Origin of the sequence: Variovorax gossypii (genome assembly GCF_003965815.1) — a bacterium.
Classification (GTDB): domain Bacteria; phylum Pseudomonadota; class Gammaproteobacteria; order Burkholderiales; family Burkholderiaceae_C; genus Variovorax; species Variovorax gossypii.
Map to the genome: position 1 here is coordinate 836,539 of NZ_RXOE01000001.1, position 25,903 is coordinate 862,441.

Annotated in this window: 28 protein-coding genes; 6 read left to right on the top strand and 22 right to left on the bottom strand. The window is 66.4% G+C overall.

All coding sequences use genetic code 11. The features are described from left to right. Positions 1-4: 4 nt before the first annotated feature. From EJP69_RS03790 to EJP69_RS03840, 11 genes are all read right to left on the bottom strand, one after another. Entirely contained in the window at positions 5-601 is a 597-nt protein-coding gene (locus EJP69_RS03790; protein ID WP_126468769.1) for a DUF4276 family protein, read from the bottom strand. Further along, complete coding sequence (locus EJP69_RS03795) at positions 601-1,758, bottom strand: AAA family ATPase (protein ID WP_126468770.1); 1,158 nt, start codon at positions 1,756-1,758, stop codon at positions 601-603. Before EJP69_RS03795 ends, EJP69_RS03790 begins: the two co-directional genes overlap by 1 nt. A gap of 90 nt (positions 1,759-1,848) precedes the next feature. After that, positions 1,849-3,375 (bottom strand): ribonuclease G, encoded by a 1,527-nt coding sequence (rng, locus tag EJP69_RS03800; protein WP_093195367.1) that lies wholly within the window; start codon positions 3,373-3,375, stop codon positions 1,849-1,851. A gap of 7 nt (positions 3,376-3,382) precedes the next feature. After that, complete coding sequence (locus EJP69_RS03805) at positions 3,383-3,985, bottom strand: Maf family protein (RefSeq protein ID WP_126468771.1); 603 nt, start codon at positions 3,983-3,985, stop codon at positions 3,383-3,385. 3 nt (positions 3,986-3,988) lie between these two features. After that, a complete protein-coding gene (locus EJP69_RS03810) occupies positions 3,989-4,693 on the bottom strand; it encodes a phytanoyl-CoA dioxygenase family protein (RefSeq protein ID WP_126468772.1) in 705 nt (234 codons plus the stop codon). Next, a complete protein-coding gene (gene rlmH, locus EJP69_RS03815; RefSeq protein WP_126181685.1) occupies positions 4,690-5,157 on the bottom strand; it encodes a 23S rRNA (pseudouridine(1915)-N(3))-methyltransferase RlmH in 468 nt (155 codons plus the stop codon). Before rlmH ends, EJP69_RS03810 begins: the two co-directional genes overlap by 4 nt. Beyond that, positions 5,154-5,810, bottom strand: a complete 657-nt coding sequence (gene rsfS, locus EJP69_RS03820; protein ID WP_093195370.1) for a ribosome silencing factor — start codon at positions 5,808-5,810, stop codon at positions 5,154-5,156. Before rsfS ends, rlmH begins: the two co-directional genes overlap by 4 nt. Further along, positions 5,810-6,445: a nicotinate-nucleotide adenylyltransferase gene (nadD, locus tag EJP69_RS03825; RefSeq protein ID WP_126468773.1), complete on the bottom strand. Its 636-nt coding sequence runs from the start codon at positions 6,443-6,445 to the stop codon at positions 5,810-5,812. The genes rsfS and nadD overlap by 1 nt, the downstream gene beginning before the upstream one ends. Continuing rightward, complete coding sequence (hemF, locus tag EJP69_RS03830) at positions 6,442-7,359, bottom strand: oxygen-dependent coproporphyrinogen oxidase (RefSeq protein ID WP_126468774.1); 918 nt, start codon at positions 7,357-7,359, stop codon at positions 6,442-6,444. Before hemF ends, nadD begins: the two co-directional genes overlap by 4 nt. After that, positions 7,359-8,669: a phosphoribosylamine--glycine ligase gene (gene purD, locus EJP69_RS03835; protein ID WP_093195373.1), complete on the bottom strand. Its 1,311-nt coding sequence runs from the start codon at positions 8,667-8,669 to the stop codon at positions 7,359-7,361. The genes hemF and purD overlap by 1 nt, the downstream gene beginning before the upstream one ends. A gap of 56 nt (positions 8,670-8,725) precedes the next feature. After that, positions 8,726-9,451, bottom strand: a complete 726-nt coding sequence (locus EJP69_RS03840) for a YebC/PmpR family DNA-binding transcriptional regulator (protein ID WP_126468775.1) — start codon at positions 9,449-9,451, stop codon at positions 8,726-8,728. A gap of 128 nt (positions 9,452-9,579) precedes the next feature. Here EJP69_RS03840 and EJP69_RS03845 point away from each other — a divergent pair, with 128 nt between their 5' ends. The 4 genes from EJP69_RS03845 to EJP69_RS03860 are packed head-to-tail and all read left to right on the top strand — an operon-like array spanning position 9,580 to position 12,991. Further along, the gene (locus tag EJP69_RS03845) at positions 9,580-10,368 is read left to right on the top strand and encodes a class I SAM-dependent methyltransferase (RefSeq protein ID WP_126468776.1); all 789 of its coding nucleotides are present in this window, start codon (positions 9,580-9,582) and stop codon (positions 10,366-10,368) included. A gap of 2 nt (positions 10,369-10,370) precedes the next feature. After that, positions 10,371-11,408 carry a chorismate transformation FkbO/Hyg5 family protein gene (locus tag EJP69_RS03850; protein WP_093195376.1) on the top strand — a complete coding sequence of 346 codons (1,038 nt, stop codon included), beginning with the start codon at positions 10,371-10,373 and terminating at the stop codon, positions 11,406-11,408. 42 nt (positions 11,409-11,450) lie between these two features. Further along, complete coding sequence (locus EJP69_RS03855) at positions 11,451-12,248, top strand: lysophospholipid acyltransferase family protein (protein ID WP_093195377.1); 798 nt, start codon at positions 11,451-11,453, stop codon at positions 12,246-12,248. Then, positions 12,215-12,991 (top strand): glycosyltransferase family 2 protein, encoded by a 777-nt coding sequence (locus tag EJP69_RS03860; protein WP_126468777.1) that lies wholly within the window; start codon positions 12,215-12,217, stop codon positions 12,989-12,991. The genes EJP69_RS03855 and EJP69_RS03860 overlap by 34 nt, the downstream gene beginning before the upstream one ends. Positions 12,992-13,031: 40 nt before the next feature. Here the strand turns inward: EJP69_RS03860 and EJP69_RS03865 are convergent, their stop codons facing one another. The 3 genes from EJP69_RS03865 to macA are packed head-to-tail and all read right to left on the bottom strand — an operon-like array spanning position 13,032 to position 17,585. Beyond that, the gene (locus EJP69_RS03865) at positions 13,032-14,426 is read right to left on the bottom strand and encodes an efflux transporter outer membrane subunit (protein WP_126468778.1); all 1,395 of its coding nucleotides are present in this window, start codon (positions 14,424-14,426) and stop codon (positions 13,032-13,034) included. Next, a complete protein-coding gene (gene macB, locus EJP69_RS03870) occupies positions 14,419-16,419 on the bottom strand; it encodes a macrolide ABC transporter ATP-binding protein/permease MacB (protein WP_126468779.1) in 2,001 nt (666 codons plus the stop codon). The genes EJP69_RS03865 and macB overlap by 8 nt, the downstream gene beginning before the upstream one ends. Next, on the bottom strand, positions 16,419-17,585 hold the full coding sequence (macA, locus tag EJP69_RS03875) for a macrolide transporter subunit MacA (protein ID WP_126468780.1): 1,167 nt from the start codon (positions 17,583-17,585) through the stop codon (positions 16,419-16,421). The genes macB and macA overlap by 1 nt, the downstream gene beginning before the upstream one ends. A gap of 354 nt (positions 17,586-17,939) precedes the next feature. On the opposite strand from macA, the gene EJP69_RS03880 reads away from it, so the two are divergent. Further along, positions 17,940-18,290 (top strand): hypothetical protein, encoded by a 351-nt coding sequence (locus EJP69_RS03880; RefSeq protein ID WP_093195381.1) that lies wholly within the window; start codon positions 17,940-17,942, stop codon positions 18,288-18,290. A 63-nt stretch (positions 18,291-18,353) separates the two neighbouring features. Here the strand turns inward: EJP69_RS03880 and EJP69_RS03885 are convergent, their stop codons facing one another. From EJP69_RS03885 to EJP69_RS03920, 8 genes are all read right to left on the bottom strand, one after another. Further along, entirely contained in the window at positions 18,354-18,857 is a 504-nt protein-coding gene (locus EJP69_RS03885; RefSeq protein ID WP_093195382.1) for a disulfide bond formation protein B, read from the bottom strand. Continuing rightward, complete coding sequence (locus EJP69_RS03890; protein WP_093195383.1) at positions 18,854-19,951, bottom strand: sulfate/molybdate ABC transporter ATP-binding protein; 1,098 nt, start codon at positions 19,949-19,951, stop codon at positions 18,854-18,856. Before EJP69_RS03890 ends, EJP69_RS03885 begins: the two co-directional genes overlap by 4 nt. A 23-nt stretch (positions 19,952-19,974) precedes the next feature. Next, a complete protein-coding gene (gene cysW, locus EJP69_RS03895) occupies positions 19,975-20,877 on the bottom strand; it encodes a sulfate ABC transporter permease subunit CysW (RefSeq protein ID WP_126468781.1) in 903 nt (300 codons plus the stop codon). Between the two features lies 1 nt (position 20,878). Then, positions 20,879-21,766 (bottom strand): sulfate ABC transporter permease subunit CysT, encoded by an 888-nt coding sequence (gene cysT, locus EJP69_RS03900; RefSeq protein WP_093195385.1) that lies wholly within the window; start codon positions 21,764-21,766, stop codon positions 20,879-20,881. Beyond that, positions 21,767-22,783, bottom strand: coding sequence for a sulfate ABC transporter substrate-binding protein (locus tag EJP69_RS03905; RefSeq protein ID WP_093195386.1), 1,017 nt, complete (start codon positions 22,781-22,783; stop codon positions 21,767-21,769). It abuts the gene before it with no gap. Next, positions 22,780-23,355 carry an RBBP9/YdeN family alpha/beta hydrolase gene (locus tag EJP69_RS03910; protein ID WP_093195387.1) on the bottom strand — a complete coding sequence of 192 codons (576 nt, stop codon included), beginning with the start codon at positions 23,353-23,355 and terminating at the stop codon, positions 22,780-22,782. The genes EJP69_RS03905 and EJP69_RS03910 overlap by 4 nt, the downstream gene beginning before the upstream one ends. Positions 23,356-23,375: 20 nt before the next feature. Beyond that, positions 23,376-24,017, bottom strand: coding sequence for a peroxiredoxin (locus tag EJP69_RS03915; protein WP_093195388.1), 642 nt, complete (start codon positions 24,015-24,017; stop codon positions 23,376-23,378). 130 nt (positions 24,018-24,147) lie between these two features. Beyond that, complete coding sequence (locus EJP69_RS03920; RefSeq protein WP_093195608.1) at positions 24,148-25,062, bottom strand: LysR family transcriptional regulator; 915 nt, start codon at positions 25,060-25,062, stop codon at positions 24,148-24,150. A gap of 136 nt (positions 25,063-25,198) precedes the next feature. Here EJP69_RS03920 and EJP69_RS03925 point away from each other — a divergent pair, with 136 nt between their 5' ends. Beyond that, complete coding sequence (locus EJP69_RS03925; RefSeq protein WP_093195389.1) at positions 25,199-25,846, top strand: FMN-dependent NADH-azoreductase; 648 nt, start codon at positions 25,199-25,201, stop codon at positions 25,844-25,846. Positions 25,847-25,903 lie beyond the last annotated feature (57 nt).

Below are 25,903 nucleotides of genomic sequence, written 5' to 3' on the forward strand. Positions count from 1 at the left end.
CGCTCTACCCGATGCGCTCCGCAAGTTCCTTCAATCGCATTCTTGCCTTTGCAAGACTGGCAGAACGATCTGCCGCTCGAGCGGGCTGCCAATTTTGCCGAACCATATGGCAAAGCCGCGCGTTGTACCCAAGACCTTGAGATGCGAGTGCTCCCTCGGTCGCAACGAGGTCATCCCGAATATCTCTAGGGGCGCGTGCAGCGAGAGCCAGCAGGGCCTGCTTCGGATCGGGTAAAGAATCCGGATCTGAAGGCAATCTGCCAACGCGACCGCCCAGCAGACTTCGGATTGCATCGTGATCAGCCAGTAGCCATGACTCAATTTCTCGAACTGCCACTCGGAAGACAAAATTCTCCGGCCGTTCCAAATCCCCCATCCATTTGTCGACAAGCGTCGACCCACACTTCGTACGATCAAGATCGGTGAGCAAGAAAACCGGCTGGTGCAAAGCAATCTCGCAAAAGTTCCGCAGCCTACTCTTCAGGTACCCAAATCCTCCGCGGCGAAGTTGTTGACCAACTTCCAATCCGGCTTCGGCTGCCAGACAAAGACCTACGGTTTCACTAAGTTCATCTTCCGTTGCAAGCACGAGCCAAGTCATTACCAGAGCCCCAGCTGCTCGGTTGCCTTGGGTCGGGTCTTGGGAAGAATGACTTCTGCAATTGAAAGTCCGCTCTTCAAAGCGACAGACTCTTTTGGATTAACAGGTCGCACTGTTGTGCCTTCCTGCCCAGGCTCCAACAACAACACGCCACGGCCATCAATCCCAGTATTACTTAGCAAAGCCTCGCTGTGCGTACTGACCAGCACTTGACGTGAGCGCCGCTTCTTGTCTCTCTGAATGCTCTGTAGTAAGCGGGGAATCTCTCGAACTATTGCGTCGTTGAGCGAAAGCTCCGGTTCTTCAAGCAATAGGAGCGACTCGCCTTCGAGCAGAACCCAGAGCAGACCGAGCAGGCGCAAAGTTCCATCTGAAAATTGGTCCTCTCGCTGCCAACCAGCATTCGGTCTGTAATGCGTATACATAGCTTCAAGGTGCGGTCGCCCATTTGCCTTATCTGGTACATAGCGAAGCTCCTTGAACTGAGGAACAGCAAGAGCTAACGCTTTCCCGATTTTGTTCAGGCGTGCATCGCGTGTCTTTGGTGAGGTTTGAGCAATGCGCTCCAGAAAGCCCTGTCCAAAAGGATCATCTTCGAGTCGCTGCCCCCCTAGAAGATCGGCGTACTTCAATAGCTGGGGAACCAGATGCAAGTAGCTCGTTTCTGCAAAGAAGGTAGGGAGATCACGAAATTTTGCGTTGACTTGAATCTGTTCAAGCGCTGTTTGCGTGAGCCGCATTACATCCACTCGATCATCTTTGTCAGGTCGATCAAGTATCAGCTTTCCCTCATGCCAGACTTGTTCGACGGAAATGAGCGTCCGCTGTGCTCCTTTGCCTTCAGGTTTGAAACCTAACACGTACCTCCAAAGGGGTTTCAGATCATCCGCGCTGTCAGCCAAGTGAACTTCGATTCTCACCTCAGGGTCTTTGCGAGCATGTAGGCAGCGAAGCTTCTGAATCCCTCCTCGATCATGGATTGCTTTTTGAAGCCCCCCACCCTGAGGCTTGCTGATGTCACGGAGAAATCGAAATACGTCGAGAAGATTGGATTTTCCTGACGCATTAGCTCCGAGCAAGTAGGTTCGCTCTCGCAGAGGAGCATCAACTTCACGAAAATTTCGCCAATTTTTCAACTTCAGATGTGTGACGATCATGCAATTAGCTTTCGGGAGAATGAACCCAACAAAGGCACGTAGATGAGCCCCTCATAAACAAGAAAGTATGCGTGCTAACGACCTTATTTTTCACAACAGCACGATGTCGTACTGCCCCTGCCCGATCGCCGGCTCGGCCTGCAGCGAGATCGGCTTGCCGATGAAATCGCTCAGCCCTGCCAGGTGCTGGCTCTCCTCGTCGAGGAAGAGCTCGATCACCTGCGGCGACGACACGATGCGGAACTCGCGCGGCGTGAACTGCCGCGCCTCGCGCAGGATCTCGCGCATCACGTCGTAGGCCACGCTGCGCGCGGTCTTCACGATGCCCTGCCCGCCACAGGCGATGCAGGGCTCGCAAAGCATGTGCGCCAGCGACTCGCGCGTGCGCTTTCGCGTCATTTCCACCAGCCCCAGCTGCGAGAAGCCGCCCGCCGTGGTTTTCACGCGGTCGCGTGCGAGCTGCTTGCGGAATTCGGCCAGCACCTGCTCGCGGTGGTCGTCGCGGCCCATGTCGATGAAGTCGACGATGATGATCCCGCCCAGGTTGCGCAGCCGCAGTTGGCGCGCGATGGCCTGCGCCGCCTCGAGGTTGGTCTTGAAGATGGTGTCGTCGAAGTTGCGCGCGCCGACGAAGCCGCCGGTGTTCACGTCCACCGTGGTCAGCGCCTCGGTCTGGTCGACCACGAGGTAGCCGCCCGACTTGAGGTCGACGCGCCGGCCCAGCGCCTTGGCGATTTCCTCGTCCACCGAATACAGGTCGAAGATCGGCCGCTCGCCCTTGTAGTGCTGCAGCTTGCCGGCCGCCTTGGGCATGAATTCGAGGCCGAACTTCAGCAACACGTCGAACTGCTCGCGCGAGTCGATGCGGATGGTCTGCGTCTCCTCGCCGGTCATGTCGCGCAGTACGCGCTGCAGCAGGCTCAGGTCCTGATGCAGCAGCGACATCGGCGGCATGCGCATCGAGGCCTCGCGGATGCGCGACCAAGTCTTGCGCAGGTAGGCGATGTCCTCGGCCAGCTCGGCGTCGCTCGAATCCTCACCGTTGGTGCGCAGGATGAAGCCGCCCGTGTTGGCCGGCACCACGCCGCCGCTGTCGGCCGCCGCCGCTGCCTCGATCAGCGCCAGCATCCGGCTGCGCAGCGACTCGCGCTGCTCCGCCGGGATCTTCTGCGACACGCCGATGTGGTTGTCCTGCGGGAGAAACACCAGCAGCCGCCCGGCGATGCTGATCTGGGTGGAAAGCCGCGCGCCCTTGGTGCCGATGGGGTCCTTGATGACCTGCACCAGCAGCGACTGGCCCTCGAACACCTGCTTCTCGATGGGCACCATCGGCCCGCCGTTGCGGTGGTCGCGCTCCGGCGCCGGCGCGCTGGGCCGAGAACCCGGCGTGAACGGCGCCACGATGTCGGCCACGTGCAGGAAGGCGGTGCGCTCCAGGCCGATGTCGATGAAGGCCGACTGCATGCCCGGCAGCACGCGCGACACCTTGCCCAGGTAGATGTTGCCGACCAGCCCGCGCTCCAGCGTGCGTTCGACGTGCAGCTCCTGCACGGCACCGTGCTCGATCAGCGCCACGCGGGTCTCCTGCGGAGACCAGTTGATCAGGATGTCTTGCATGGAATTCTCAGGTTTTGAAGCCGGCGTTTCGAAGCAGCCCTGCCGTCTCGAACATGGGGAGTCCCATGATGCCCGAATAGGACCCGCTGATGTGCTCGACGAACGCTGCCGCCGCGCCCTGGATGGCATAGGCGCCGGCCTTGCCCAGCGGCTCGCCGCTTCCGGCATAGCGGGCGACCTGCGCCCTGGTGATATCGGCAAAGCGCACGCGCGACACGCTGAGCGCCGCATGGCTCTTCCTGCCGTGGTGCAGCGCCACCGCGGTCAGCACGCGATGCGTGGTGCCCGAAAGCATCCGCAGCATGCGCTCGGCGTCCTTTTCGTCCTCGGGCTTGCCGAGGATGGTGCGGCCGAGCGCGACCGTGGTGTCGGCGCAGAGCACCGGTGCATCCGCCAGGCCCCGCTTGCGCATCCGCGCCACGGCGGCATCGAGCTTCAGGCCGGTGACGCGCTGCACGTAGGTGGCCGGCGCCTCGTTGGGCAGCGCGGCTTCGAGCGACTCGACATCCTCGTCGGCATCGGCCAGCAGCAGTTCATGGCGAACACCGAGCTGGCCGAGCAACTGGGCGCGGCGCGGGCTCTGCGAGGCGAGGTAGATGAAATCCGGCAAGGCTCAAATCTCCTGTGGCGTCGGCTGTTCGCCGGCCACGACGTGGTTCCAGACCAGCCCCTGCGGCAGGCTCGCGGGTCCGAACAGAAAGTGAAGGACGCGCCGGCGTGCCGGCGACTTCGCGCGCGACGAGGCGTGCAGCAGCAAGGGGCGCATCAGCAAGGCGTCGCCGTGCGCCGCCGTGCAGACGGTTTCGCCATGGGCGGCTCGCAACGCCTGCGCTTCGTCGCCGTCCAGACGGCCGGCGCGGTGGCTGCCCGGCACGACACGCAGCGGCCCGGCATCGGCGCCGCAGTCGTCCAGATGCACACGCACGGCGAGCAGCGACTGCAACACGTCGATCGGGGGCTGCACGTACGGCTCGCCCTCCTTGATGACGCAGGGCATGCCGGCGCCCGAGGCGGGGATGGATGTGTCCTGATGAAGAGCGACCAGCCAGTTCCTGTCGGCGGTCTTGTCGAAGAGCGTGCACTGCACGGCAACAGACGATGCATCGAGCAGGTCCATGCCGGAAAGCCGCGCCTTCAGCTGGATGGCCATCTCGCTGCACGACGGATGGGCCAGGAGGTTGCGGCTGCCCGCCGCCTGCCCCAACCAGTGATCGAGCGATTGCGCCGTGGCATCGAGCAGCTCGTGCGGCAACAGCGCCGGCACCAGCGCATGGCCTCTTTCCTCGAGCAACGCGACCTGCCCGTCGGCGTTCGTCATTCGCGGTGGTAAGGATGGCCCGCGTTGACCGACCACGCCCGGTACAGCTGCTCGACCAGCAGCACCCGCGCCATCGCGTGCGGCAGGGTCAGGTCGGACAGGCGGATGCGTTCGTGGGCCGCGGCCTTGAAGGCCGGATCGAGCCCGTCGGGCCCGCCGATGACGAGCGCGACGTCATCGCCCTCGCCCTGCCATGCCTGCAGGCGCGCGGCCAGCGCCTTGGTGGTCAGCGCCGTGCCGCGCTCGTCGAGCACGACGATGCGCATGCCGCGCGCGATCGCGCCTTCGATGCGCTCGCGTTCGGCGGCGTAGAGCGTTTCAAGTGTCTTGGAGCCGCGCGGCTCGGTCTTGACGGCGCGCAGCTCGAGCTTGAGTTCGGGCGGAAAACGCTTGGCGTAGTCGTCCCAGGCAGTCTGAGCCCAATCGGGCATGCGCTGCCCGACGGCGACCACCAGCAGCTTCATGCGCGACGGGCTGGCGCCTTCCTGGCGGCCGTCGTCTTCTTCGCGGCAGGCTTCTTGGCGGCGGGCTTGCCCACGACCTTGACCGGCACGCGTGCCGTGGTGGTCTTCTTGGCGGGCGCCTTCTTCGCGGCGGTCTTCTTGGCCGGAGCCTTCGCAGCCTTGGCTTCCTGCTCGGCCGCGCGGATGGCGGTCTTGGCGGCGCTCGAGCGGCGCAGCGTCGGTTCCTTGGCGGCCTTCTTTTCCTCGGCACCAGCCTTGGATGCAGTGGCTGCCGCAGGCTTGACGCCGCCGAGCTTGGCTCGCACCGGCTTGTCGCCCCAGATCTCTTCCAGGTGGTAGTACTGGCGGATGGCGGGCTGCATGATGTGCGCCACGGCCGAGCCGCAGTCCACGATGATCCACTCGCCGTTGTCCTCACCCTCCACGCGCGGCTTGGCGAAGCCGGCTTCGCGCACCGCGTCGCGCACGCTGGCGGCCAGCGCCTTCGTCTGGCGGTTGGAGGTGCCCGATGCGACGATCACGCGCTCGAACAGCGGCGAAAGATGCTCGGTGTCGAATACCTTGATGTCCTGCGCCTTGACGTCTTCGAGGCCATCGATGATGGCTCGCTGGAGTTTCTGGGTGTCTTTCTTTGCGGCGGCTTCAGTGGTCATCAGGCAGAGCGGTAGAGGTGGTGTTGGTCAATATAGCGTGCAACCGTGGGCGGAACCAGCGAGGAAATGTCCACGCCGAGCGCCGCGCGCCTCCGGATCTCGGTGGCGCTGATGTCCATGGGAGGCAGTTCGAGCGCCTCGAAACGCGCGCCAGCCGGGAGGCCGGGCAGTGATTTCGGATCAAAACGGGCAGTGTTACCCGTCGATAGTGCGCGATACGCTACAGAAACAATAGCAATGCCGAGTATATCCTGCCAGCCGTGCCAGGTCGGCAGCGCGCTCGCCTGGTCGGCGCCCATGATCAGCACCAGCTGCGCGCCCGGCTGCTCGCCCTGAAGTTCGTGCAGGGTGTCGAGCGTGTAGGTGGGGCCGTCGCGCAGCACCTCGCGGCTGTCGATGACGACGGTGCCCTTCAGGTCGCCGAAAGCCAGCCGGGTCATGGCGAGCCGGTCTTCCTTCGGCGTGAGCGCCCTGCTCTTGTGCCAGGCCTGGCCAGTGGGAATCACATGCAGCTCGTCCAGATCGAGCTGCGCCATGGCGGCTTCCGCAAGTGCCACATGGGCGTTGTGCGGCGGATCGAACGCGCCGCCGAAAACGCCGATGCGGCGCGGTGTCTTGCCGGAAGAAGGGTTCACAGCCAGTCGCGACGGACGATGAAGTTGCTGTACAGCGCGGCTTCGGGGCTGCCCGGCTCAGGCTGCTGCTGGTAGGCCCAGCTCGCCAGCGGCGGCATCGACAGCAGGATCGACTCCGTGCGTCCGCCCGACTGCAGGCCGAAGTGCGTGCCGCGGTCCCACACGAGGTTGAACTCCACGTACCGGCCGCGCCGGTAGAGCTGGAAATTGCGCTCGCGCTCCGAGTACGGCGTGGCGCGGCGGCGCTCGACGACCGGCAGGTAGGCCGGCAGGAAAGAGTCGCCCACGGAGCGGATCATCGCGAAGCCGTTCTCGAAGCCGCCTTCGGAGAAATCGTCGAAGAAGATGCCGCCGACGCCGCGCTGCTCGTTGCGGTGCTTCAGGAAGAAGTACTCGTCGCACCAGGTCTTGAAGCGCGGGTACTTGTCGTCGCCGAAAGCGGCGAGCGAATCGCGGCACACGGTGTGGAAGTGCACCGCGTCTTCCTCGAAGCCGTAGCACGGCGTGAGATCCATGCCGCCGCCGAACCAGCAGACCGGCTCGCCGCCTTCGGGAAGCGCGGCCAGCATGCGCACGTTCATGTGCACGATGGGCACGTACGGATTGCGCGGGTGGAACACCAGCGACACGCCCATCGCCTCGAAGGGCGCGCCCGCGAGTTCGGGTCGGTTCTGCGTGGCCGAGGGCGGCAGCTTCGGCCCGCGCACCTGCGAGAAGCCGCAGCCCGCGCGCTCGAAGAGCTCGCCGCCTTCGAGGATGCAGGTCAGGCCATTGCCCTGGAGCGGCTCGCCGGGCGCCTTCTGCCAGGCGTCGCGCACACAGGTGCCGCCATCGGCCTTCTCGACCGCCGCGATGATCGAATGCTGCAGCCCGCGCAGGTATTCGCCGACGGCCGCCGGATTGGTCTGCTGCATCAGGAGCCGTGAGGGTTGCGCGCGTGCACCGCGCGGAAGCCGATGTCCTTGCGGTACTGCGCGCCGTCGAAGCTGACGCGCGCCGCGACCTCGTAGGCCCGCTGCTGCGCCTGCTTCACGCTGTCGGCCAGCACGGTCACGCAGAGCACGCGGCCGCCGCTGGTCTTGAGCTCGCCGTTGTCGAGCGTGGTGCCCGCATGGAACACCACCGCGTCGGGCGCCTCGGCCGGAATGCCGGTGATGCGGTCTCCCTTGCGCGGCGAGAGTGGATAGCCGTGCGCTGCCATCACCACGCCCAGCGCCACGCGACGGTCCCACTGCAGCTCGACCTGGTCGAGCGTGCCGTCGGTGGCGTGCCAGAACACCTCGAACAGGTCGGACTTCAGGCGCATCATGATCGGCTGCGTCTCGGGATCGCCCATGCGGCAGTTGAACTCGAGCGTCTTCGGGTGGCCGGTGGCGTCGATCATCAGGCCGGCGTAGAGGAAGCCGGTGAACGGAATGCCGTCCTTTTCCATGCCGCGGATGGTCGGCAGGATGATCTCGCGCATGGCGCGCGCATGCACCTCGGCCGTGACCACGGGCGCGGGCGAATACGCGCCCATGCCGCCGGTGTTGGGGCCTTCGTCGTTGTCGAGCAGGCGCTTGTGGTCCTGGCTGGTGGCCAGCGCGGTCACGTTCTTGCCGTCGCAAAGCACGATGAAGCTGGCTTCCTCGCCTTGCAGGAATTCCTCGATGACGACGCGCGCGCCGCCTTCGTTGTGCTGAATTCCCAATGGATTGCCGAACTTGTTGTCGACCAGCATGAAGTCGACGGCCTCGTGCGCTTCCTGCGCGGTCATGGCGACCACCACGCCCTTGCCCGCCGCCAGGCCGTCGGCCTTGACGACGATGGGAGCACCCTTGGCGTCGATGTAGGCATGCGCGGCCGCGGCGTCGGTGAAGGCCTCGTACTCGGCCGTCGGAATCTTGTGGCGCTTCATGAAGGCCTTGGAGAAGGCCTTCGAGCTCTCGAGCTGCGCGGCCGCCTGCGTCGGGCCGAAGATGCGCAGGCCGTGCGCGCGGAACTCGTCGACCACGCCGGCAGCCAGCGGCGCCTCGGGGCCGACCACGGTCAGCGCGATCTTTTCCTTGATGGCCCACTCGCGCAGCGCGGCGGGCTCGGTGATGTCGATGCAGTCGTAGCGCTCGTCGCTCGCCGTGCCGCCGTTGCCCGGCGCCACGTACACGCGGCTGACCCGGGCAGCCTGAGCCAGTCGCCATGCGAGAGCGTGTTCGCGGCCCCCTCCCCCAATTACCAGTACCTTCATTCGCGGGCCTTCATTTCTCGCTGTGATTCAACAAACATTCATTCGGCGACGGCTGCTCACTCGGACAGCGAGGCGTTGTGATACACGTCCTGCACGTCGTCCAGGTCCTCGAGCACGTCGAGAAGCTTCTGCATTCTTGCGGCGTCCTCGCCGGTCACGTCCACGGTGTTCTCGGCGCGCATGGTGACTTCGGCCGCATCGGGCTTCAGGTCGGCGGCTTCGAGCGCGTTCTTCACGGATTCGAAGTCGGCCACGGCGGTGAGCACCTCGATGGCGCCGTCGTCGTCGGTGATGACGTCCTCGGCGCCTGCCTCGAGCGCCACTTCCATAACCTTGTCTTCACTGGTGCCCGGCGCAAAGATGATCTGGCCGCAGTGCTTGAACTGGAAGGCCACCGAGCCTTCGGTGCCCATGTTGCCGCCGTGCTTGGAGAACGCGTGGCGCACTTCGGCCACGGTGCGCACGCGGTTGTCGGTCATGGTGTCGACGATGATCGCCGCGCCGCCGATGCCGTACCCTTCGTAACGAATTTCTTCGTAATTGACGCCTTCGAGGTTGCCCGTGGCCTTGTCGATGTTGCGCTTGATGGTGTCGATGGGCAGGTTGACCGCCTTGGCCTTTTCCACCGCCAGCCGCAGCCGGGGGTTTCCGCTCAGGTCGGCGCCGCCGGCACGGGCGGCCACCGTGATTTCTCTGATGGCGCGGGTCCAGAGCTTGCCCCGCTTCTCGTCCTGGCGGCCCTTCCGGTGCTGAATGTTCGCCCACTTGCTATGTCCGGCCATGGCTTTCTATCTCGCTGTCCTGTGTTTCTGTGTCAATCCGAGCAGGCCCCGAGTTTACTGTCCGGCGCACACAACGCCGGTCCCGGGGGACCGGAATTCGGCTCAATGCTTTTGGTGATAATTGTTCGATGACGCCATCGCCTTCCGTCGGGCCCGGGAATCCCGACGCCCTGCCACCGCACGCACCTTTGCCGCTGTACTACAGCACCGAGGCGGAGCATCAGGCGTTCCTGAGGCGCATCTTCGACAGCACGGCGGCCGACTACGACCGCATCGAGAGCGTGCTGGCCCTGGGAACGGGCCCCTCGTACCGCCGTGCGGCGCTGCAGCAGGCCGGGCTCTCGGCTGGCATGAGGGTGCTCGACGTGGGCATCGGCACCGGGCTGGTCGCGCGCGAGGCGCTGAAGCTCATCGGCTCGATGGGCCAGCTCGTCGGCGTCGACCCCAGCGCCGGCATGATGAGCCAGGTCAGGCTGCCCGGCGTCGAGCTGGTGCGCGGCGTGGCCGAGGCCCTGCCCCGGCCCGACGCCAGCTGCGACTTCGTGAGCATGGGCTATGCCATGCGCCACATCAGCGACGTGGCCGCCGCCTTCGCCGAATTCCACCGCGTGCTGCGCCCCGGCGGGCGCGTGGCGGTGCTCGAGATCACCAAGCCCGAGGGCCGCGTCGCGACGGCGCTGCTCAGGGGCTACATGCGCGCCGTGGTGCCGCTGATCGCCCGCGTGATCGGCCGCCAGCGCAACACATCCGAACTGTGGCGCTATTACTGGGACACGATCGAGGCCTGCATTCCTCCCGAGCGGGTGATGCAGGCGCTGGCCGCCGCGGGCTTGCGCGACGTGCGCCGGCACACGAGCCTCGGCGTCTTCTCGGTCTACACCGCCACCAAACCAGAACACACCGTCGAGGCCAGTTGACAGTGCCAGCTCAGGACGAAACCTCCACTTCCCATCTGCGCGTCGAGCGCCTTTCGCTGCCCGCCAGCCTGGCGCTGGCCGCTGGCGGCAAGGCCCCATTCGCCGCGCTCGGCTACGGCACGCCGCACGGCGTGGCATGGATGCCGACCGTCAACGCACGCGTGCTGTCGGCCACCGGCGCCATGGCCGACGTCTGGCACGTGAGCAACGGCTCGCACGTCAGGTCGGGCACCACTGGCATCGCGCGCTGGCGCACCGACGGGCACTGGCTGCTCGGCGCCATCGACCTCGACGAAGCCGCCGAGAAGCAGGGCCTGGCCGAACTCGCGCACCGCGCCTATCGCGACCTGTTCAAGACGCTCGACCAGGCCGGCACGCCGCACCTGCAGCGCATCTGGAACTACCTGCCACAGATCAACGCCGACGGCGGCGGGCTGGAGCGCTACCGCCAGTTCAACCTCGGCCGACAGGAAGCCTTCCTCGAAGCAGGCCGCGCCGCCTTCGAGGGTGCCCCGGCCGCCTGCGCCCTGGGCATTCACCAGGGCGCGCTGTCGATCCGCTTCCTGGCCGGTCAGCGCGCGCCGCTGCCGGTCGAGAACCCCCGGCAGGTCTCGGCCTACCGCTATCCCGAAACCTACGGCCCGCGCTCGCCGACCTTCTCGCGCGCCGCGCTGGCGGACATCGGCGACGGCAACATCGCCCTCTTCATCTCCGGCACTGCGAGCATCGTGGGCCACGAGACCGTGCACCACGGCGACGTGCAGGAGCAAACGCGCGAGACCCTGCGCAACCTGCAGGCGGTGATAGCCGCCGCCAACGAACGCTGCAGCGCGAAGTTCTCGCTGGCCGAGCTCGACTGCGTGGTCTACGTGCGGCATCCGTCCGACACCGAGACGGTGCGCGGCATCCTCGAAGGCGCGCTCGGTGCCGATGCGCCGATGGCGCGCCATGCCGTGTACCTCGAAGCCGACATCTGCCGCAGCGACCTGCTGGTCGAGATCGAGGCCCACACGGTCGCGGCCGGTGAACTGCGGGCCTGACCGGTCGTCGTCCGACCGCGCCTCGCCCGACCTACCGATCCAATGACCCGCGTGCTGAGACTTCTCACATCGATTCCGCTCGCGTTGATGCTCTACGCGCTGCTGCTGTTCCTCGGCCTGATCTCCCTGGTCTGGAACCTCTTCGCCATGCTCATCCATCCGGTGATGCCGGCGGGGCCCGCGCGCACGCTGGGCCGCATGACCATCGCCTTCGCCTACCGCATGTTCTGGTGGCTGGCCTCGGTGACCGGCATGATGCGCATCGATGCCACCTGCCTCGACCCGATGCGCAAGGAGCCCGGCGTGATCTTCGTGGCCAACCACCCGACCATGCTCGACGCGCTGCTGCTTGTGGCGCGGCTGCCGCGCAGCGCCTGCATCATGAAGGCCGACCTGATGGGCAACATCTTCCTGGGCGCGGGCGCCCGGCTGGCGCGCTACATCAGCAACAAGTCGGCGCGCACGATGGTTCGCCTGGCAGTGAACGACCTGCGCAATGGCGGGCAACTGGTGATCTTTCCCGAGGGCACGCGCACGGTGACGCCGCCGCTCAACCCCTTCCGCCCCGGCACCACGCTGATCGCCAAGCTGGCGCAGGCGCCCATTCAAACGGTGTTCATCGACACCGACTCGCCCTACCTCGCCAAGGGCTGGCCGCTGTGGCGCGTGCCGCCGCTGCCCATCGTCTTCAGGCTGCGGCTGGGCAAGCGCTTCGCGCCCACGCAGGACAGCGACGTGCTGCAGGCCGAACTCGAACAATACTTCCGACAAAACATGGAACAGCGCGCCACCGACGCGTCCCCCGAATGCCAGACGCCTCGCGCACACACCTTGTCCTGATCCCCAGCTACAACACCGGCGAGCGGCTGTTCTCGACGGTTGCCGCCGCCCGCGCGCAGTGGAGCCCGGTGTGGGTGGTGATCGACGGCAGCGACGACGGCACCGGCGAGCGCCTGCAGCAGATGGCCGAGGGCGATCCGGGCCTGCGCGTGTGGGTGCTGCCGCAGAACCAGGGCAAGGGCTCGGCGGTGCTGCACGGCCTGCGCGCCGCGAAGGAGGCGGGCTTCACTCACGCGCTGACGATGGACTCCGACGGCCAGCATCCGGCCGACCTGATCCCCGCCTTCATGCAGGCCTCGCTGCGGCGCCCTGAGACCATGGTGCTGGGCCGCCCGGTGTTCGACGCCAGCGCGCCGCTGCTGCGCGTGCGCGGACGACGCGTGTCGAACGGCTGGACGCAGCTCGAGACCCTGTTCGCGGGCGTCGGCGACTCGCTCTACGGCTTTCGCGTGTATCCCGTGGCCGACCTGATCGCGGTGATGGAACGCCAGCCCTGGATGCGGCGCTTCGACTTCGACACCGAGGCCGTCGTGCGGCTGGCATGGCGCGGCGTCAAGCCGGTGAACATCGACGCGCCGGTGAAGTACCTCACGGCCGAGGAAGGCGGCGTCTCGCACTTCCGCTACGGCCGCGACAACGTGCTGCTCACCTGGATGCACGCTCGGCTGATGATCGAATTCGTCCTCCGGCTGCCCTTGCTGCTGTTCCGCAAGCTGGCGAAGAAGCCGCCGTTCCAGGACTGATGCCTTGTTCCCTCTCCCAGAGGGAGAGGGAGCAGATGCGCTATGACGCCTCGGCCGCGCCGCCCAGCGCCTTGTAGAGCGTCATCGTCGCGTTGAGCTGGTTCAGCCGGTTCTGGGCCAGCGACACCTCCGCCGTGCGGCGCCTGTCCTTCGCATCGAGCACCGGCTGCAGCGCGGTCGCACCCGCGCGGTATCGCACCTCCGACAGGCGCTCGGCACGCTGCGCCTCCTGCAGCGCCAGCGCCAGCTTTTCGCTTTCGGCGCGAAGCTGCGCACGCGACGAGAGCGCGTTCTCGACCTCCGACAAGGCCGTATAGAGCGACTGCCGGAAGCCCACCACTGCTTCTTCGTACTGCGTCTGCGACACCGCCACGGTCAGGCGCGCGGTGTTCCATTGCAGGAACGGCAGCGTCAGCCCTGCGCCCAGCGTGCCCACGGGGTTCTTCAGCAGCTCGCCCAGCGCGGCGCTCGAGGTGCCCAGTGAGCCCGTCAGGCTCAGCGCCGGATAGAAGCCGGTGCGCGTGGCGTCGACGTTCGCCAATGCGCTGCGCAGCCTCTGCTCGGCGGCACGCAGGTCCGGGCGGCGACCCAGCAGGCTCGCGGGCACGCCGGCATCGATGACGGGCAAGGCGGTGTCGGGCAGCTGCGTCGTCTCAGCGGCCATCTGCTCCGGCGGCTGGTCGAAGATGATCGCCAGCGCGTTGCGCGCCTCCACGCGCTGCTGCAGCAGCTGCGTGTGCGCGGCCTCCTGCGTGGCGAGGTTCTGGCCGGCCTGCGCCACGTCCAACCCCGACACCGCACCCGCCGCGTACTTGACCCGCGCCAGCGCGAGGATGCGCCGGCCGTCTTCCATGCCCGCCTCGCTCAGCGCTATGCGCTGGTTCAGGTAGCCGGTCTGCCAATAGGCGCCCGCCGTGGTGCCGATCAAGGCCAGCGCGGCCGCCTGGCGGTCGGATTCTGTGGCCTTCAGTTCCCAGTCGGCGGCGCTGCGCACCGCCGAGAGCCGCCCCCACAGGTCTAGCTCGTAGCTCAGCGTCACCAGCGAGCTCGACGCGGAACCGGCCACGCCGCCGCGCTTCAGGTCGTAGCTGCGGCTGGTGTTGGCCTGCCCGACCACGCTCGGCGCGAGGTTCGTGTTCGCCAGCCCGGCCTGCAGCTGCGCGCGCTGCACGCGGATGCCCGCCACGGCCAGGTTGTTGTTGGTGCGCAGCGCGTTGTCGATCAGCTGGTCGAGCTGCGGATCGTTGAAGGCCTTCCACCAGCCGGAGGACAGCATCGCGGCCGCGCTCGCGCTGCCCGAACCGGCCGACTGCTGCCAGCCCTGCGGGATCTCCAGCGGGCGCTGCGCACGCTGCTCCGGCTTGAACAGGGTGCACCCGCCCAGCAGCAGCACGGCCGCCGCCACCGCCGGCGGAAGAAGACGCGCCCTACTCACGAGCCAATGCCTCGATGGGATCCAGCCGCGCCGCATTGCGCGCCGGCAGGTAGCCGAACAGCACGCCGATCAGCGACGCGCAGAGAAACGCCGAAACCACGGCGCCGATTGAAAAGATCATTTGCCATTGCTTGACGAGAAGCGAGAAGAGAAAGCTGATGCCGTACGAGAGCATCACGCCGATCAGGCCGCCCACCAGGCACACCAGCACCGCCTCGGTCAGGAACTGCTGCAGCACGTCGCTCTGGCGCGCGCCCACCGCCATGCGAATGCCGATCTCGCGCGTGCGCTCGGTCACCGACACCAGCATGATGTTCATCACGCCGATGCCGCCCACCACCAGCGAGATCACCGCGATGAGCGACAGCAGCAGCGTGAGCGACTGGCTGGTGCGCTCCGCCGTCTTGACGATGCTGTCCATGTTGAAGGTGAAGAAATCCTTGGTGCCGTGGCGCAGCGTGAGCAGCTTGACGATGCTGTCCTCGGCCGCCTTGGTGGGCTGGTCGTCGCGGATGCGCACCGTGATGTTGTCGAAGTGCTGCTGCCCGAAGAGACGGCTCGCGCCGGTGCTGTAGGGCAACCAGATGTTGAGCGACTTGTTGCCGTCGCCGAACACCGTCTTCTTCTCCTGCGCCACGCCGATCACCGTGCACGGCAGGCTGCCCACCAGGATGATCTTGCCCACCGGCTCTGTGCCGTCGGGAAACAGCTTGCGCTTCGTGTTCTGGTCGATCACCACCACCTGCGACTGATGGCGCACGTCGGAGGCGGTGAAGGCCGCGCCGCTGGCCATCTGCATGTCGCGCACGCGGAAGAAACTGTCGCTCACGCCGTTCACCGTGCCGTTGATGTCGACGCTGCGATAGCGCAGCCGCAGGCTGCGCGAGGTGGTGGGCGTCACGCTGTGCACGTAGGGCTGCACCGCGATGGCGTCGAGGTCCGAAGGTATGAGCGTGCGGATGCTCGTGGCCTTGTCGTCGCCGAAGTCGCGGCCCGGATACACGTCGAGCGTGTTGGTGCCGATGGCGCGGATGTCCGACAGCACGTAGCGCTTGGCGCCCTCCCCGATGGCCGCGATCGACACCACCGAGGTGATGCCGATGATGATGCCCAGCATGGTGAGCGCCGTGCGCATGCGGTGCGCCATCATCGAGCGCCAGGCCATGCGGAAGGCCTCGGCGAAGCGGGCCCAGCCGGTGCTGAAGCGCGCGATGCCCAGCCTGGGCCTCGTCATCGCCGTGGGGGCTGCAGTATCAGCTTGCGCTGCCGCCTGCACTGGCGCGGCCACGGTCGGCACGTTGGGGCGGTCGTCCACGATCACGCCGTCGGCGATCTCGATGATGCGCTCGGTGCAGCTCGCCACCTGCATGTCGTGCGTCACGATGATGATCGTGTGCCCCTGCGCGTGGAGTTCGCGCAGGATGCCGATCACCTCCTGCCCGCTGCGGCTGTCGAGCGCGCCGGTAGGCTCGTCGGCCAGGATCACCTGCCCGCCGTTCATGAGCGCACGCGCGATGCTCACGCGCTGCTGCTGGCCGCCCGAGAGCTGGCTGGGCCGGTGCTCGGTGCGGTCGCCCAGCCCCAGCCGCGCGAGCAGCTGGCGCGCGCGCGAGTCGCGTGCCTGGCCGTCGGTGCCGGCGTACACGGCGGGCACCTCGACGTTGCCGGTGGCCGTCAGGTGCTGCATCAGGTGGTAGCGCTGGAAGATGAAGCCGAAATGCTCGCGGCGGAGCTCGGCCAGCGCGTCGCTGTCGAGCGCACCCACGTCCTGGCCCGAGACGGTATAGGTGCCGGTGCTCGGCCGGTCGAGGCAGCCGAGGATGTTCATCAGCGTCGACTTGCCCGAACCCGAGGCGCCGACGATGGCCAGCATCTCGCCGTTGCCGATGTCGAGGTTCACGTCCTTGAGCACCTGCACTTCCTGCTCGCCCGAGGGAAAGCTGCGGCCGATGCCGCGCAGGGTCAGCAGTGGCTTCTTCGGCTCCTGCGTCATCAGCGCTTGCCCCGTCCGCTGTTGCCGTTGTCGCCCGTCTCGCCGCGCTCAGGCACCGCGGAGGCATCACCGGTGATGACGTTGTCGCCTTCCTTCAGGCCTTCGAGAACCTGGGCCTGGAAGTTGTTGGAAATGCCGACGCGCACCTTGCGCTTTTCCACGGTCTGGTCGGCCTTGAGCACGCGCACTTCCTGGCGACCGTCCTTGTCGCGCTCGCCGAGCGCCGTCAGCGGCACGGTCAGCGCCTGCTTCGCCTCGCCCAGCAGGATGGCGACCTGCGCCGTCATGTCCACGCGCAGCGTGCGGTCTGGGTTGGGCACGTCGAACAGCGCGTTGAAGAACACGGCGTTGTTGATCTTCTCGGGCGAAGGCTGCACCGCGCGCAGCGTGCCGTGGTAGCGCTTGTCGGGGTCGCCGAGGATGGTGAAGTACACCGGCTGGCCGGGCTTCACGCGCACCACGTCGGCCTCGGACACCTGCGCCTTGACGGTCATGGTCGACAGGTCGGCCAGCTTCATCAGCGTGGGCACCTGGAAGGCGGCGACCACGGTCTGGCCCTCGAGCGTGCTGATGGAGACCACGTCGCCGTCGATAGGCGCGACGATGCGCGTGTAAGAAAGGTTCTGCTGCGCCGAGGCCACGGCCAGCTTCTGCTGGCGGATCTGCGCTTCCAGCGATACAGCATCGGCGCGCAGCGCTCGCAGCTCGGCGTCGGCGCTTTCCATGTCCTGCTTCGCGGCCGCGTCCTGCGCGAGCATTTCCTGCTGCCGCGTCCATGTGAGCTGCGCCTGCTTGACGCGCACTTCCTTCGCCAGCTTCTGTGCCTGCAGGTTGTCGAGCTTGGCCTGCTCCTGCGCCAGGGTGTTCTGCGAGATGACGGGGTCGATCTCGGCGAGCCAGTCGCCCTTTTTCACCGTCTGCCCGAGCACCACCTTCAGCGACTTGAGCTGGCCGCTCACCTGCGCGCCCACCTCGACCTGCTTGAGCGCCTGCAGCACGCCGGTGGCGAGCACCGCGTTCTCGAGATCGGTGCGCTGCACGGTGGATGTGAGGTATTCGCTCTTCTTCGCCGGGCTCAGCAACGACGAGGCAATGACGGCCAGCACGATGAAAACGGCAATGCCGATCAGGTATTTGCGCGATCGCCGGGGCGGGTTATTGGGCATGCAAAGAAAAAGAATGAAGGCGCCAGGGGCAGATTGTTTCGCTCGAGGAATTCGGCGCCGAAAAAGAAAAGGAGCTGCGTGGGTTTTCGCACAATCCTAGCTGTGTTTGCTTAAGGGCTTTTAAAGACCCGCGCTGTGTATTGACACCATCCTCTTACAAGCGGACGCACAGCGATTCCTGCCCCGGCCAGATCGTGACTTTAGGCACTGTCTGCACGCGAATTGCACTCCTACATTCGCAATTGGGCAGCGCATTGCAGGCCGCCCACGACAGCAGATGCCAATGGTCCGCGAATATCTTTTTCGCGGCCGGGGCATCTCTTTTTCGACGCATTCAATTAAGGGGAAACGACCATGAAATTCAAACAGTCGAACACGCTGCTGCGCAATGCAGCACTGGCCGGTGCAATTGCAACGCTGCTGGCTTTCAGCGGCGCGGCGAGCGCGGCCCACATGCCGCAGGACAGCGACATGCTGCAGACGACGGGCATCGTCGCCAGCGTCGGCACGCCCGCTTCGAAGATCGGGATGGAAGAAGTCTCGGCCCAGCAAGACCTGCTGAGCCTCGTTGCGCCCGCCGCCGAGCCCGAGAAGGCTCAGCCCGTGAATACCGCCATGGTCAACAGCTGCTCGAGCCGCTGGTACTGGCGCAGCCTGCTGGAAGAAATGGCTTGCGGCTTCTCCGGCCAGGGCTGGTTCAACTGAACCTTGCGACGTGAAAAAGCCGCCCTCGAACGGGGGCGGCTTCGAAAGAGCTGAAGAAGGAGCTCAGCGCGCGCGGCGCGAGCGAAGCAGCAGCGTAATCAGCAGCAGCGACAGCACCACGAACGCGATGAACGACCAGTTCGCCAGCGTCAGGCCGAACAGCGACCAGTCGATCTTCGAGCAGTCGCCGCCACCGCGGAAGATCATCGGCAGCGCGCGCTTCAGCGGGAAGGTCTCGATCATCCCGTAGAGGTCGCGCCCGCAGGAAACGACTTCGGGCGGATACCACTGCAGCCAGCTCTGCGAGGCCGCCGTGTAGGCACCGCCCAGCGCGGCCAGCAGCGCCAGCACACCGCCCACGACCCGCAGCCCCACGTTGCGGAACGCTCCGGCCAGCCCGGTGAACAGCGCCACCAGCACCAGCGCATAGCGCTGGACGATGCACATGGGACAGGGCTCGAGCCCGACCACGTGCTGCAGGTAGAGCCCGAAGGCCAGCATCAGGACACAGGCAAGGCAGATCAGCCCGAACGCGCGGCGCGGCGCGCCGAAGTACCAATCGATCAAGGAGATACCCAATCTTCTTCTACGAACACTCTGGCCTTGCGCGGATTGGCGACGACGGTGTCGCCCTCCTTCAAGCCCAGATCGCGGAACTGTTGCGCAGGGAGTTGCGCTTCGATGATGGTTCCGGAGCCCGGATTATCTGGATTCGATTCCGCGGGCTCAAGTTCCAGCCGGGCGATGGGGCCGACAACAATTGCGCGCGACAGCGTGGCGACGATGCCCGAGGCGCCGTTCACGTAGCGTGTCACATCGATGTCATGCGGGCGCACGTAGGCACGCGCCTTGGCGTCGCGCGCGCCGCTGTGCTCGGGCGAGTCGAGGCGCATGCCGTCCAGCTGCACTGCGCCGTTGTCGGCACGGCCGTGGAACAGGTTCACGTCGCCCAGGAAGCCGTAGACGAACGGGCTCGCGGGCTGGTCCCACACTTCCTGCGGCGAACCGACCTGTTCGATCTGCCCCTTGTTGATGACCACCACGCGGTCGGCCACCTCGAGCGCCTCTTCCTGGTCGTGCGTGACGAAGATGGAAGTGACGTGCAGCTCGTCGTGCAGCCGGCGCAGCCAGCGGCGCAGTTCCTTGCGCACCTTCGCGTCGAGCGCGCCGAAGGGTTCGTCCAGCAGCAGCACCTTGGGCTCCACCGCCAGCGCGCGGGCCAGCGCGATGCGCTGGCGCTGGCCGCCGGAAAGCTGCGACGGGTAGCGGTCAGCCAGCCAGTCGAGCTGCACCAGCTTGAGCAGGTCGGTCACCTTCTGCCTGATCTGCGCGTCGCTCGGGCGCTCCTTGCGCGGCTTCACGCGCAGGCCGAAGGCCACGTTCTCGAACACCGTCATGTGACGGAACAGCGCGTAGTGCTGGAACACGAAGCCCACCTGCCGCTCGCGCACGTGCACGTCGGTGGTGTCCTCGCCCGAGAAAAGAATGCTGCCGGTGTCGGCCGTCTCCAGCCCCGCGATGATGCGCAGCAGCGTGGTCTTGCCGCAGCCCGAGGGGCCGAGCAGTGCGACGAGTTCGCCCGAATCGACGTCGAGGCTCACGTCGCGCAGCGCGCGGAAGTCGCCGAACTGCTTGCTGATGTTGCGGATTTCGATGCTCATGACTTCTGTTCTTTCTCGTTCACTCAGGCCGCGGAGGCTTCCGACGGACGCTCGGGGGGCAGCTCGGCAATGGCCTTCATCTCGCGCTCGTGGCGCCATTCGATCACCGACTTGATCACCAGCGTGACCAGCGCCAGGATCGCCAGCAGCGAAGCCACCGCGAAGGCGGCCACCGACTGGTATTCGTTGTAGAGCACTTCCACGTGCAGCGGCATGGTGTTGGTCTGGCCTCGGATGTGGCCCGACACCACCGACACCGCGCCGAACTCGCCCATGGCGCGCGCGTTGCACAGGATCACGCCGTACAGCAGGCCCCACTTGATGTTGGGCAGCGTCACGCGCCAGAAGGTCTGCCAGCCGGTCGCGCCGAGCACGATGGCGGCCTGCTCCTCGTCGGTGCCCTGCGCCTGCATCAGCGGCACGAGCTCGCGCGCGATGAACGGGAAGGTCACGAACACGGTCGCCAGCACGATGCCGGGCACGGCGAAGATGATCTTGATGTCGTGCTCCGAAAGCCACGGTCCGAGCCAGCCCTGTGCGCCGAACACCAGCACGTAGATCAGGCCCGCCACCACCGGCGACACCGCGAACGGCAGGTCGACCAGCGTGGTCAGCAAGGCCTTGCCGCGGAACTCGAACTTGGCGATGGCCCAGGCGCCGGCCACGCCGAACACCAGGTTCATCGGCACGGCGATGGCGGCCGTGATCAGCGTGAGGCGGATGGCGCTCCAGGCATCGGGCTCCTTCAGCGCATCGATGTACGCGGTGACGCCCTTGCGCAGCGCCTCGGTCGCCACGGCGGCCAGCGGCAGCACGAGGAACAGGAACATGAACCCGAGCGCGAGGCCGATGAGCAGCCAGCGCACCCAGGCGGCTTCGGTGGTGCCGGCCTGGGCGCGGCGAACGACTTTGGAAGGGGCACTCATGTCAGCTTCCCGAACGGCGACGCTGCCAGGCCTGCAGGCCGTTGATGACCAGCAGCAGCAAGAAGGAAATGACCAGCATCACCAGCGCGACCGCGGTGGCACCCGCGTAGTCGTACTGCTCCAGCTTGCCGATGATGATGAGCGGCGTAATCTCCGAGATCATCGGCATGTTGCCGGCAATGAAGATCACCGAGCCGTACTCGCCGATGGCACGGGCGAAGGCCATGGCAAAGCCGGTCAGCAGCGCAGGCGCGATGGACGGGAAGATCACCTTGGTGAAGGTCTGCAACCGCGTCGCGCCGAGCGAGGTCGCGGCTTCTTCCAGTTCCTTCTCGGCGTCTTCCAGCACCGGCTGCACCGTGCGCACCACGAAGGGAAGCCCGATGAAGATCAGCGCGATCACCACGCCCGCCGGCGTGAAGGCCAGCTTGATGCCGTGCGGCTCCAGCAGTTGGCCGATCCAGCCGTTGCCGGCCAGCAGCGCGGTAAGCGAAATGCCGGCCACCGCGGTGGGCAGCGCGAACGGCAGGTCGACCAGCGCGTCGACGATGCGCTTGCCCGGAAACTTGTAGCGCACCAGCACCCAGGCCACCAGCAGGCCGAACACCGCGTTCACGATGGCGGCGATCAGCGAGGCACCGAAGGTCAGGCGGTACGAGGCCATCACGCGAGGTGCGGTCACAGCCACCCAGAACTGCTCCCAGCTCAGCGTGAAGGTCTTGAAGACCAGCGCCGACAGCGGGATCAGCACGATCAGGCTCAGGTAGAGGATCGAGAAGCCGAGCGTGATGTGGAAACCGGGCAGTACGCGCTTGGCGCCCCCTGCCCGGTTGGCACGAGAAAAAGGCGCTCCCGCCGACGGGAGCGCCGAAGTGACAGCGCCGCTCATTTACTTTCCGCCGGGGGTGTACAGCTTGTCGAACTGGCCGCCGTCGTTGAAGTGCACCTTCTGCGCTTCGCCGAGGCTGCCGAAGAGTTCCTGCACCGTGAAGAGCTGCAGCGGCTTGAAGGTCGAGGCGTACTTCTTGAGCACCGTCTGCGAGCGCGGACGCAGCGCGTGCTTGGCGGCGATTTCCTGGGCCTCTTCGGAATACAGCCAGTCGAGATACGCCTTGGCGAGTTCGCCGGTGCCCTTCTTGTTGACGGTGCGCTCGACCACGGCCACCGGGTTCTCGGCCACGATGCTGATCGAGGGGTAGACCGAGTCGACCTTGCCGGTGCCGAATTCGCGGTCGATGGAGACCACTTCCGACTCGAAGGTGATCAGCGCGTCGCCGATGTTGCGCTGCAGGAAGGCGGTGGTCGCGTCGCGGCCGCCGCGTGCCAGCACCGGCACGTTCTTGAACAGCTTGCCGACGAACTCGGCGGCCTGGGCGTCGGTGCCGCCCTTCTTCTTGATGTAGCCCCAGGCAGCCAGGTAGGCGTAGCGGCCGTTGCCGCCGGTCTTGGGGTTGACGATCACGACCTGCACGCCGGGCTTGACCAGGTCGTCCCAGTCCTTGATGCCCTTGGGATTGCCGTTGCGAACCAGGAACAGCATGGTCGACGTGGTCGGCGCTGCGTTCTCGGGGAATTTCTTGTTCCAGTCCTTCGCGACCACGCCGGCGTTGGCGAGGAAGTCGATGTCGGTGGAGGTGTTCATCGTGACCACGTCGGCGTCGAGGCCGTCCGCCACCGCGCGGGCCTGCGCGCTGGAGCCGCCGTGCGACTGGTCGATCTTCACGTCCTTGCCGGTGGCCTTCTTGTAGTGCGCCACGAAGGCCGCGTTGTAGTCCTTGTAGAACTCGCGGGCCACGTCGTAGGAGGCGTTCAGCAGCCCGGTGCCTTGTGCGAAGGCGGTGCTGCCGGCGAGTGCGGAGGACGCCAGCGCGAGCACGGCGACGAAGGTCTTGATTCTGGAAGTCATGTGGTTGCCAGGTTTTCTGAAAATTCACGGCCCGCCGACCATGCGGCGGGCTCGTCGGTCAGCGACTGGAGCAGGGCAAGGCCCAGCGGCCAGTCCCCGTGCCCCGAGTCGATGTTGATGTGGCCAGCATTCTGCATCCGCACGAACTCGCTGCCCCAGGCGCGCGAATACGCGCCCGCCAGGCGGATCGGACAGTACGGGTCGTTGCTACTGGCCACCACGATGCTGCGGTAAGGCAGCGCGGCATACGGCACGGGAGCGAAATCGGAGAGCACGGCGCGGCGCTCGGGGTCGGCGGGTGCGACCAGCAGCGCGCCCTGGATGCGGGCCGCGGCCTCGGGCGGCAGGTGGGCCGTGGCGATGCATCCCAGGCTGTGCGCCGCGATCACCACCGGGCCGTCGCTCTCCAGCACCAGCTTCGCCAGCGTCGAGACCCAGGCTTCGCGCTTGGGCGAGGCCCAGTCGTCCTGCACCACGCGCGCGGCGCCCGGAATGCGCTCCTCCCACAGGCTCTGCCAGTGGCCGGGCCCGGAGTCGCGCCACCCCGGCACGATGACAACACGCGTCTGCATGACTGAGCCGCCCTGCCCGCTTACTTGTTCGGCTGCGGCGTGATGCGCAGGTACGGGCGCACGGCCTTGAAGCCCTTGGGGAAGCGCTCCGCCAGCTCGGCCGGATCCTGGATGGCCGGGATGATGACCACGTCGTCGCCGTCCTTCCAGTTCACGGGCGTGGCGACCTTGTGGCTGTCGGTGAGCTGCAGCGAGTCGATGACGCGCAGGATCTCGTCGAAGTTGCGGCCGGTGGACGCCGGATAGGTGATGGTGGTTCGGATCACCTTCTTCGGGTCGATGATGAACACGCTGCGGACGGTGGCCGTGGCCGAGGCGTTCGGGTGGATCAGGTCGTACAGGTCGGCCACCTTGCGGTCGGCGTCCGCGATGATGGGGAAGTTGACCGTGGTGTTCTGCGTGTCGTTGATGTCGCCGATCCATTCCTTGTGCTTGGTGGCCGGGTCGACGCTCAGCGCGATGGGCTTCACGCCGCGCTTGGCGAATTCGCCCGACAGCGCGGCGGTCTTGCCGAGTTCGGTGGTGCACACGGGGGTGAAGTCGGCGGGATGCGAGAAGAACACGATCCAAGAATCGCCGGCCCACTGGTAGAAGTCGATGGGGCCTTCGCTCGAATCCTGGGTGAAATTGGGGGCGGTGTCGCCGAGACGCAGAGTAGCCATGGTCGCTCCTGGATTGGATGAGAGTCCCGGATTGTGCGAACCCTTGCTTCAATGCCAAACGAATATCTGCTTGTTTGGATATGACGTTTTCCGCATAACGAGACCGCCCAGCCCCGGGGCGGCCCCGGAGCTAGAACATCCGCATGTCCGCGCTCTGCAGGTGTTCCATCAGGAAGTCGATCAGCTTGCGCACCGCCGGCACCAGCGCCCGCCGCGCCGGGAACACCATGTGCGCAACCACCGGCGGGGGGCCCCAGCCCGGCAGCAGCCGCACCAGCCGGCCGGCCTCCACGTCGGCGCGGCACATGTAGTCGGGCAGCATGGTCGCGCCGATGCCACCCAGCGCGCCGAACTGCAGCGTGGCGAGGTCGTCCGCCACGTACAAGGGCGTGTGCGAGTGGACGAGGCTCTCGCCATTCGGGCCTTCCAGCCGCCAGTCGCTGCGCCCTTCCCCGTTGACCGACATGGCCGCCGTGGGCAGCTTCGCCAGGTCGGCCACCGTCTGCACCGGGCCATGCCGCGCCAGCAGCGCCGGGCTCGCCACCAGCACGCCGCGGCTGTAGCCGAAGGTCTTGGCCACCAGCACCGTGCTGTCCTCGATGGCGGGACGCACCCGCAGGGCGATGTCGATGCCCTCCTCGATCAGGTCGACCGGCCGGTTGATCACCTTCATGTCGATGCGCACCGCCGGGTAGCGCTCCATGAACACCGGCATGAGCTGCGCCAGCCCGCTGTGCGCGATGGTGACGGGGCAGCTCAGCCGCACCAGCCCGCTGGGCTCGGTCTGCACCTGGGCCACCGCCTCGGCCGCCGCCTGCGCCGCGTCGCGCATGGCCGACGCGTGCCTCAGGTAGATCTCGCCGGCCGGCGTGAGCGACAGCCGCCGGGTGCTGCGCTGCATGAGCTGCACCCCGAGGCGCTCTTCCAGCTCAGCCACGCGGCGGGAGAGGCGCGACTTCGGAATGCCCATTGCCCGGCTGGCAGCCGCGAAGCCGCCGCGCTCGGCCACTTCGGCGAAGAAAACCATGTCGTTGAGGTCTTGCATGGCAGTCATTGTCCTGCAGATGGAACGATGTAGGCAAATTTTGGCTACTTATCACCCACTCGGTCGAAAAATAGAATTCTCACATCCGCCGGCCACATTGAGCGCCGACAGCCAACACAGAAAGTGATTGATTGAAATGAAGCTGCTCCACATCGACTCCAGCATCCTCGGCACCAACTCGACCTCGCGCCTGCTCTCGGCCGAAGTCGTGACCGCATGGCGCGCCGCCCACCCCGACACCGCCGTCGAATACCTCGACCTGGCCGTCGACACCCCCCCGCACTTCGGCGCCGACGCGCTGGGCATCAAGATCGGCGTGCAAGCCCAGCCCACCGAAGCCCAGGTGCGCGAGAACGCCCTGTCCGAAAAGCTCGTGAGCCAGTTCCTGGCCTCGGACGTGGTCGTCATCGGCACGCCGTTCTACAACTTCTCGATCCCGACGCAGCTGAAGGCCTGGATCGACCGCCTCGGCCAGGTCGGCCGCACCTTCAAGTACACCGACAAGGGCCCCGTGGGCCTGGCCGGCGGCAAGACCATCATCGTGGCCTCCAGCCGCGGCGGCGTCTACTCGACCAGCGAAGGCGGCCAGGCCATGGAACACCAGGAGAGCTACCTCAAGGCGGTCTTCGGCTTCTTCGGCATCACCGACGTGCGCATCGTTCGCGCCGAAGGCGTGGCGATGGGCGATGAAGCCCGCAACGGCGCCCTGGCATCGGCCCGCGCCGACATCCTGGTGGCGACGGCCGAAGCCGCGAACCAGCGCGACGCGGCGATCGCAGCCTGAAGAACGCGCTCCTGCGCGAACAAAAAAGCCGCCCGATGGGCGGCTTTCTTGCGTCCG

Excerpts from the sequence above, each read along its gene's own strand:
- EJP69_RS03905 (WP_093195386.1), bottom strand. The coding sequence starts at position 22,783 with ATGACTTCCAGAATCAAGACCTTCGTCGCCGTGCTCGCGCTGGCGTCC.
- rsfS (WP_093195370.1), bottom strand. The coding sequence starts at position 5,810 with ATGACCACTGAAGCCGCCGCAAAGAAAGACACCCAGAAACTCCAGCGA.
- EJP69_RS03810 (WP_126468772.1), bottom strand. The coding sequence starts at position 4,693 with ATGACGAACGCCGACGGGCAGGTCGCGTTGCTCGAGGAAAGAGGCCAT.
- rng (WP_093195367.1), bottom strand. The coding sequence starts at position 3,375 with ATGCAAGACATCCTGATCAACTGGTCTCCGCAGGAGACCCGCGTGGCG.
- EJP69_RS03845 (WP_126468776.1), top strand. The coding sequence starts at position 9,580 with ATGACGCCATCGCCTTCCGTCGGGCCCGGGAATCCCGACGCCCTGCCA.
- EJP69_RS03915 (WP_093195388.1), bottom strand. The coding sequence starts at position 24,017 with ATGGCTACTCTGCGTCTCGGCGACACCGCCCCCAATTTCACCCAGGAT.
- cysT (WP_093195385.1), bottom strand. The coding sequence starts at position 21,766 with ATGAGCGGCGCTGTCACTTCGGCGCTCCCGTCGGCGGGAGCGCCTTTT.
- EJP69_RS03890 (WP_093195383.1), bottom strand. The coding sequence starts at position 19,951 with ATGAGCATCGAAATCCGCAACATCAGCAAGCAGTTCGGCGACTTCCGC.
- EJP69_RS03925 (WP_093195389.1), top strand. The coding sequence starts at position 25,199 with ATGAAGCTGCTCCACATCGACTCCAGCATCCTCGGCACCAACTCGACC.
- EJP69_RS03855 (WP_093195377.1), top strand. The coding sequence starts at position 11,451 with ATGACCCGCGTGCTGAGACTTCTCACATCGATTCCGCTCGCGTTGATG.
- EJP69_RS03920 (WP_093195608.1), bottom strand. The coding sequence starts at position 25,062 with ATGCAAGACCTCAACGACATGGTTTTCTTCGCCGAAGTGGCCGAGCGC.
- EJP69_RS03910 (WP_093195387.1), bottom strand. The coding sequence starts at position 23,355 with ATGCAGACGCGTGTTGTCATCGTGCCGGGGTGGCGCGACTCCGGGCCC.
- EJP69_RS03880 (WP_093195381.1), top strand. The coding sequence starts at position 17,940 with ATGAAATTCAAACAGTCGAACACGCTGCTGCGCAATGCAGCACTGGCC.
- macA (WP_126468780.1), bottom strand. The coding sequence starts at position 17,585 with ATGCCCAATAACCCGCCCCGGCGATCGCGCAAATACCTGATCGGCATT.
- EJP69_RS03860 (WP_126468777.1), top strand. The coding sequence starts at position 12,215 with ATGCCAGACGCCTCGCGCACACACCTTGTCCTGATCCCCAGCTACAAC.
- EJP69_RS03795 (WP_126468770.1), bottom strand. The coding sequence starts at position 1,758 with ATGATCGTCACACATCTGAAGTTGAAAAATTGGCGAAATTTTCGTGAA.
- cysW (WP_126468781.1), bottom strand. The coding sequence starts at position 20,877 with ATGAGTGCCCCTTCCAAAGTCGTTCGCCGCGCCCAGGCCGGCACCACC.
- EJP69_RS03840 (WP_126468775.1), bottom strand. The coding sequence starts at position 9,451 with ATGGCCGGACATAGCAAGTGGGCGAACATTCAGCACCGGAAGGGCCGC.
- hemF (WP_126468774.1), bottom strand. The coding sequence starts at position 7,359 with ATGCAGCAGACCAATCCGGCGGCCGTCGGCGAATACCTGCGCGGGCTG.
- rlmH (WP_126181685.1), bottom strand. The coding sequence starts at position 5,157 with ATGAAGCTGCTGGTGGTCGCCGTCGGGCAGCGCATGCCCGATTGGGCT.
- EJP69_RS03790 (WP_126468769.1), bottom strand. The coding sequence starts at position 601 with ATGACTTGGCTCGTGCTTGCAACGGAAGATGAACTTAGTGAAACCGTA.
- macB (WP_126468779.1), bottom strand. The coding sequence starts at position 16,419 with ATGACGCAGGAGCCGAAGAAGCCACTGCTGACCCTGCGCGGCATCGGC.
- purD (WP_093195373.1), bottom strand. The coding sequence starts at position 8,669 with ATGAAGGTACTGGTAATTGGGGGAGGGGGCCGCGAACACGCTCTCGCA.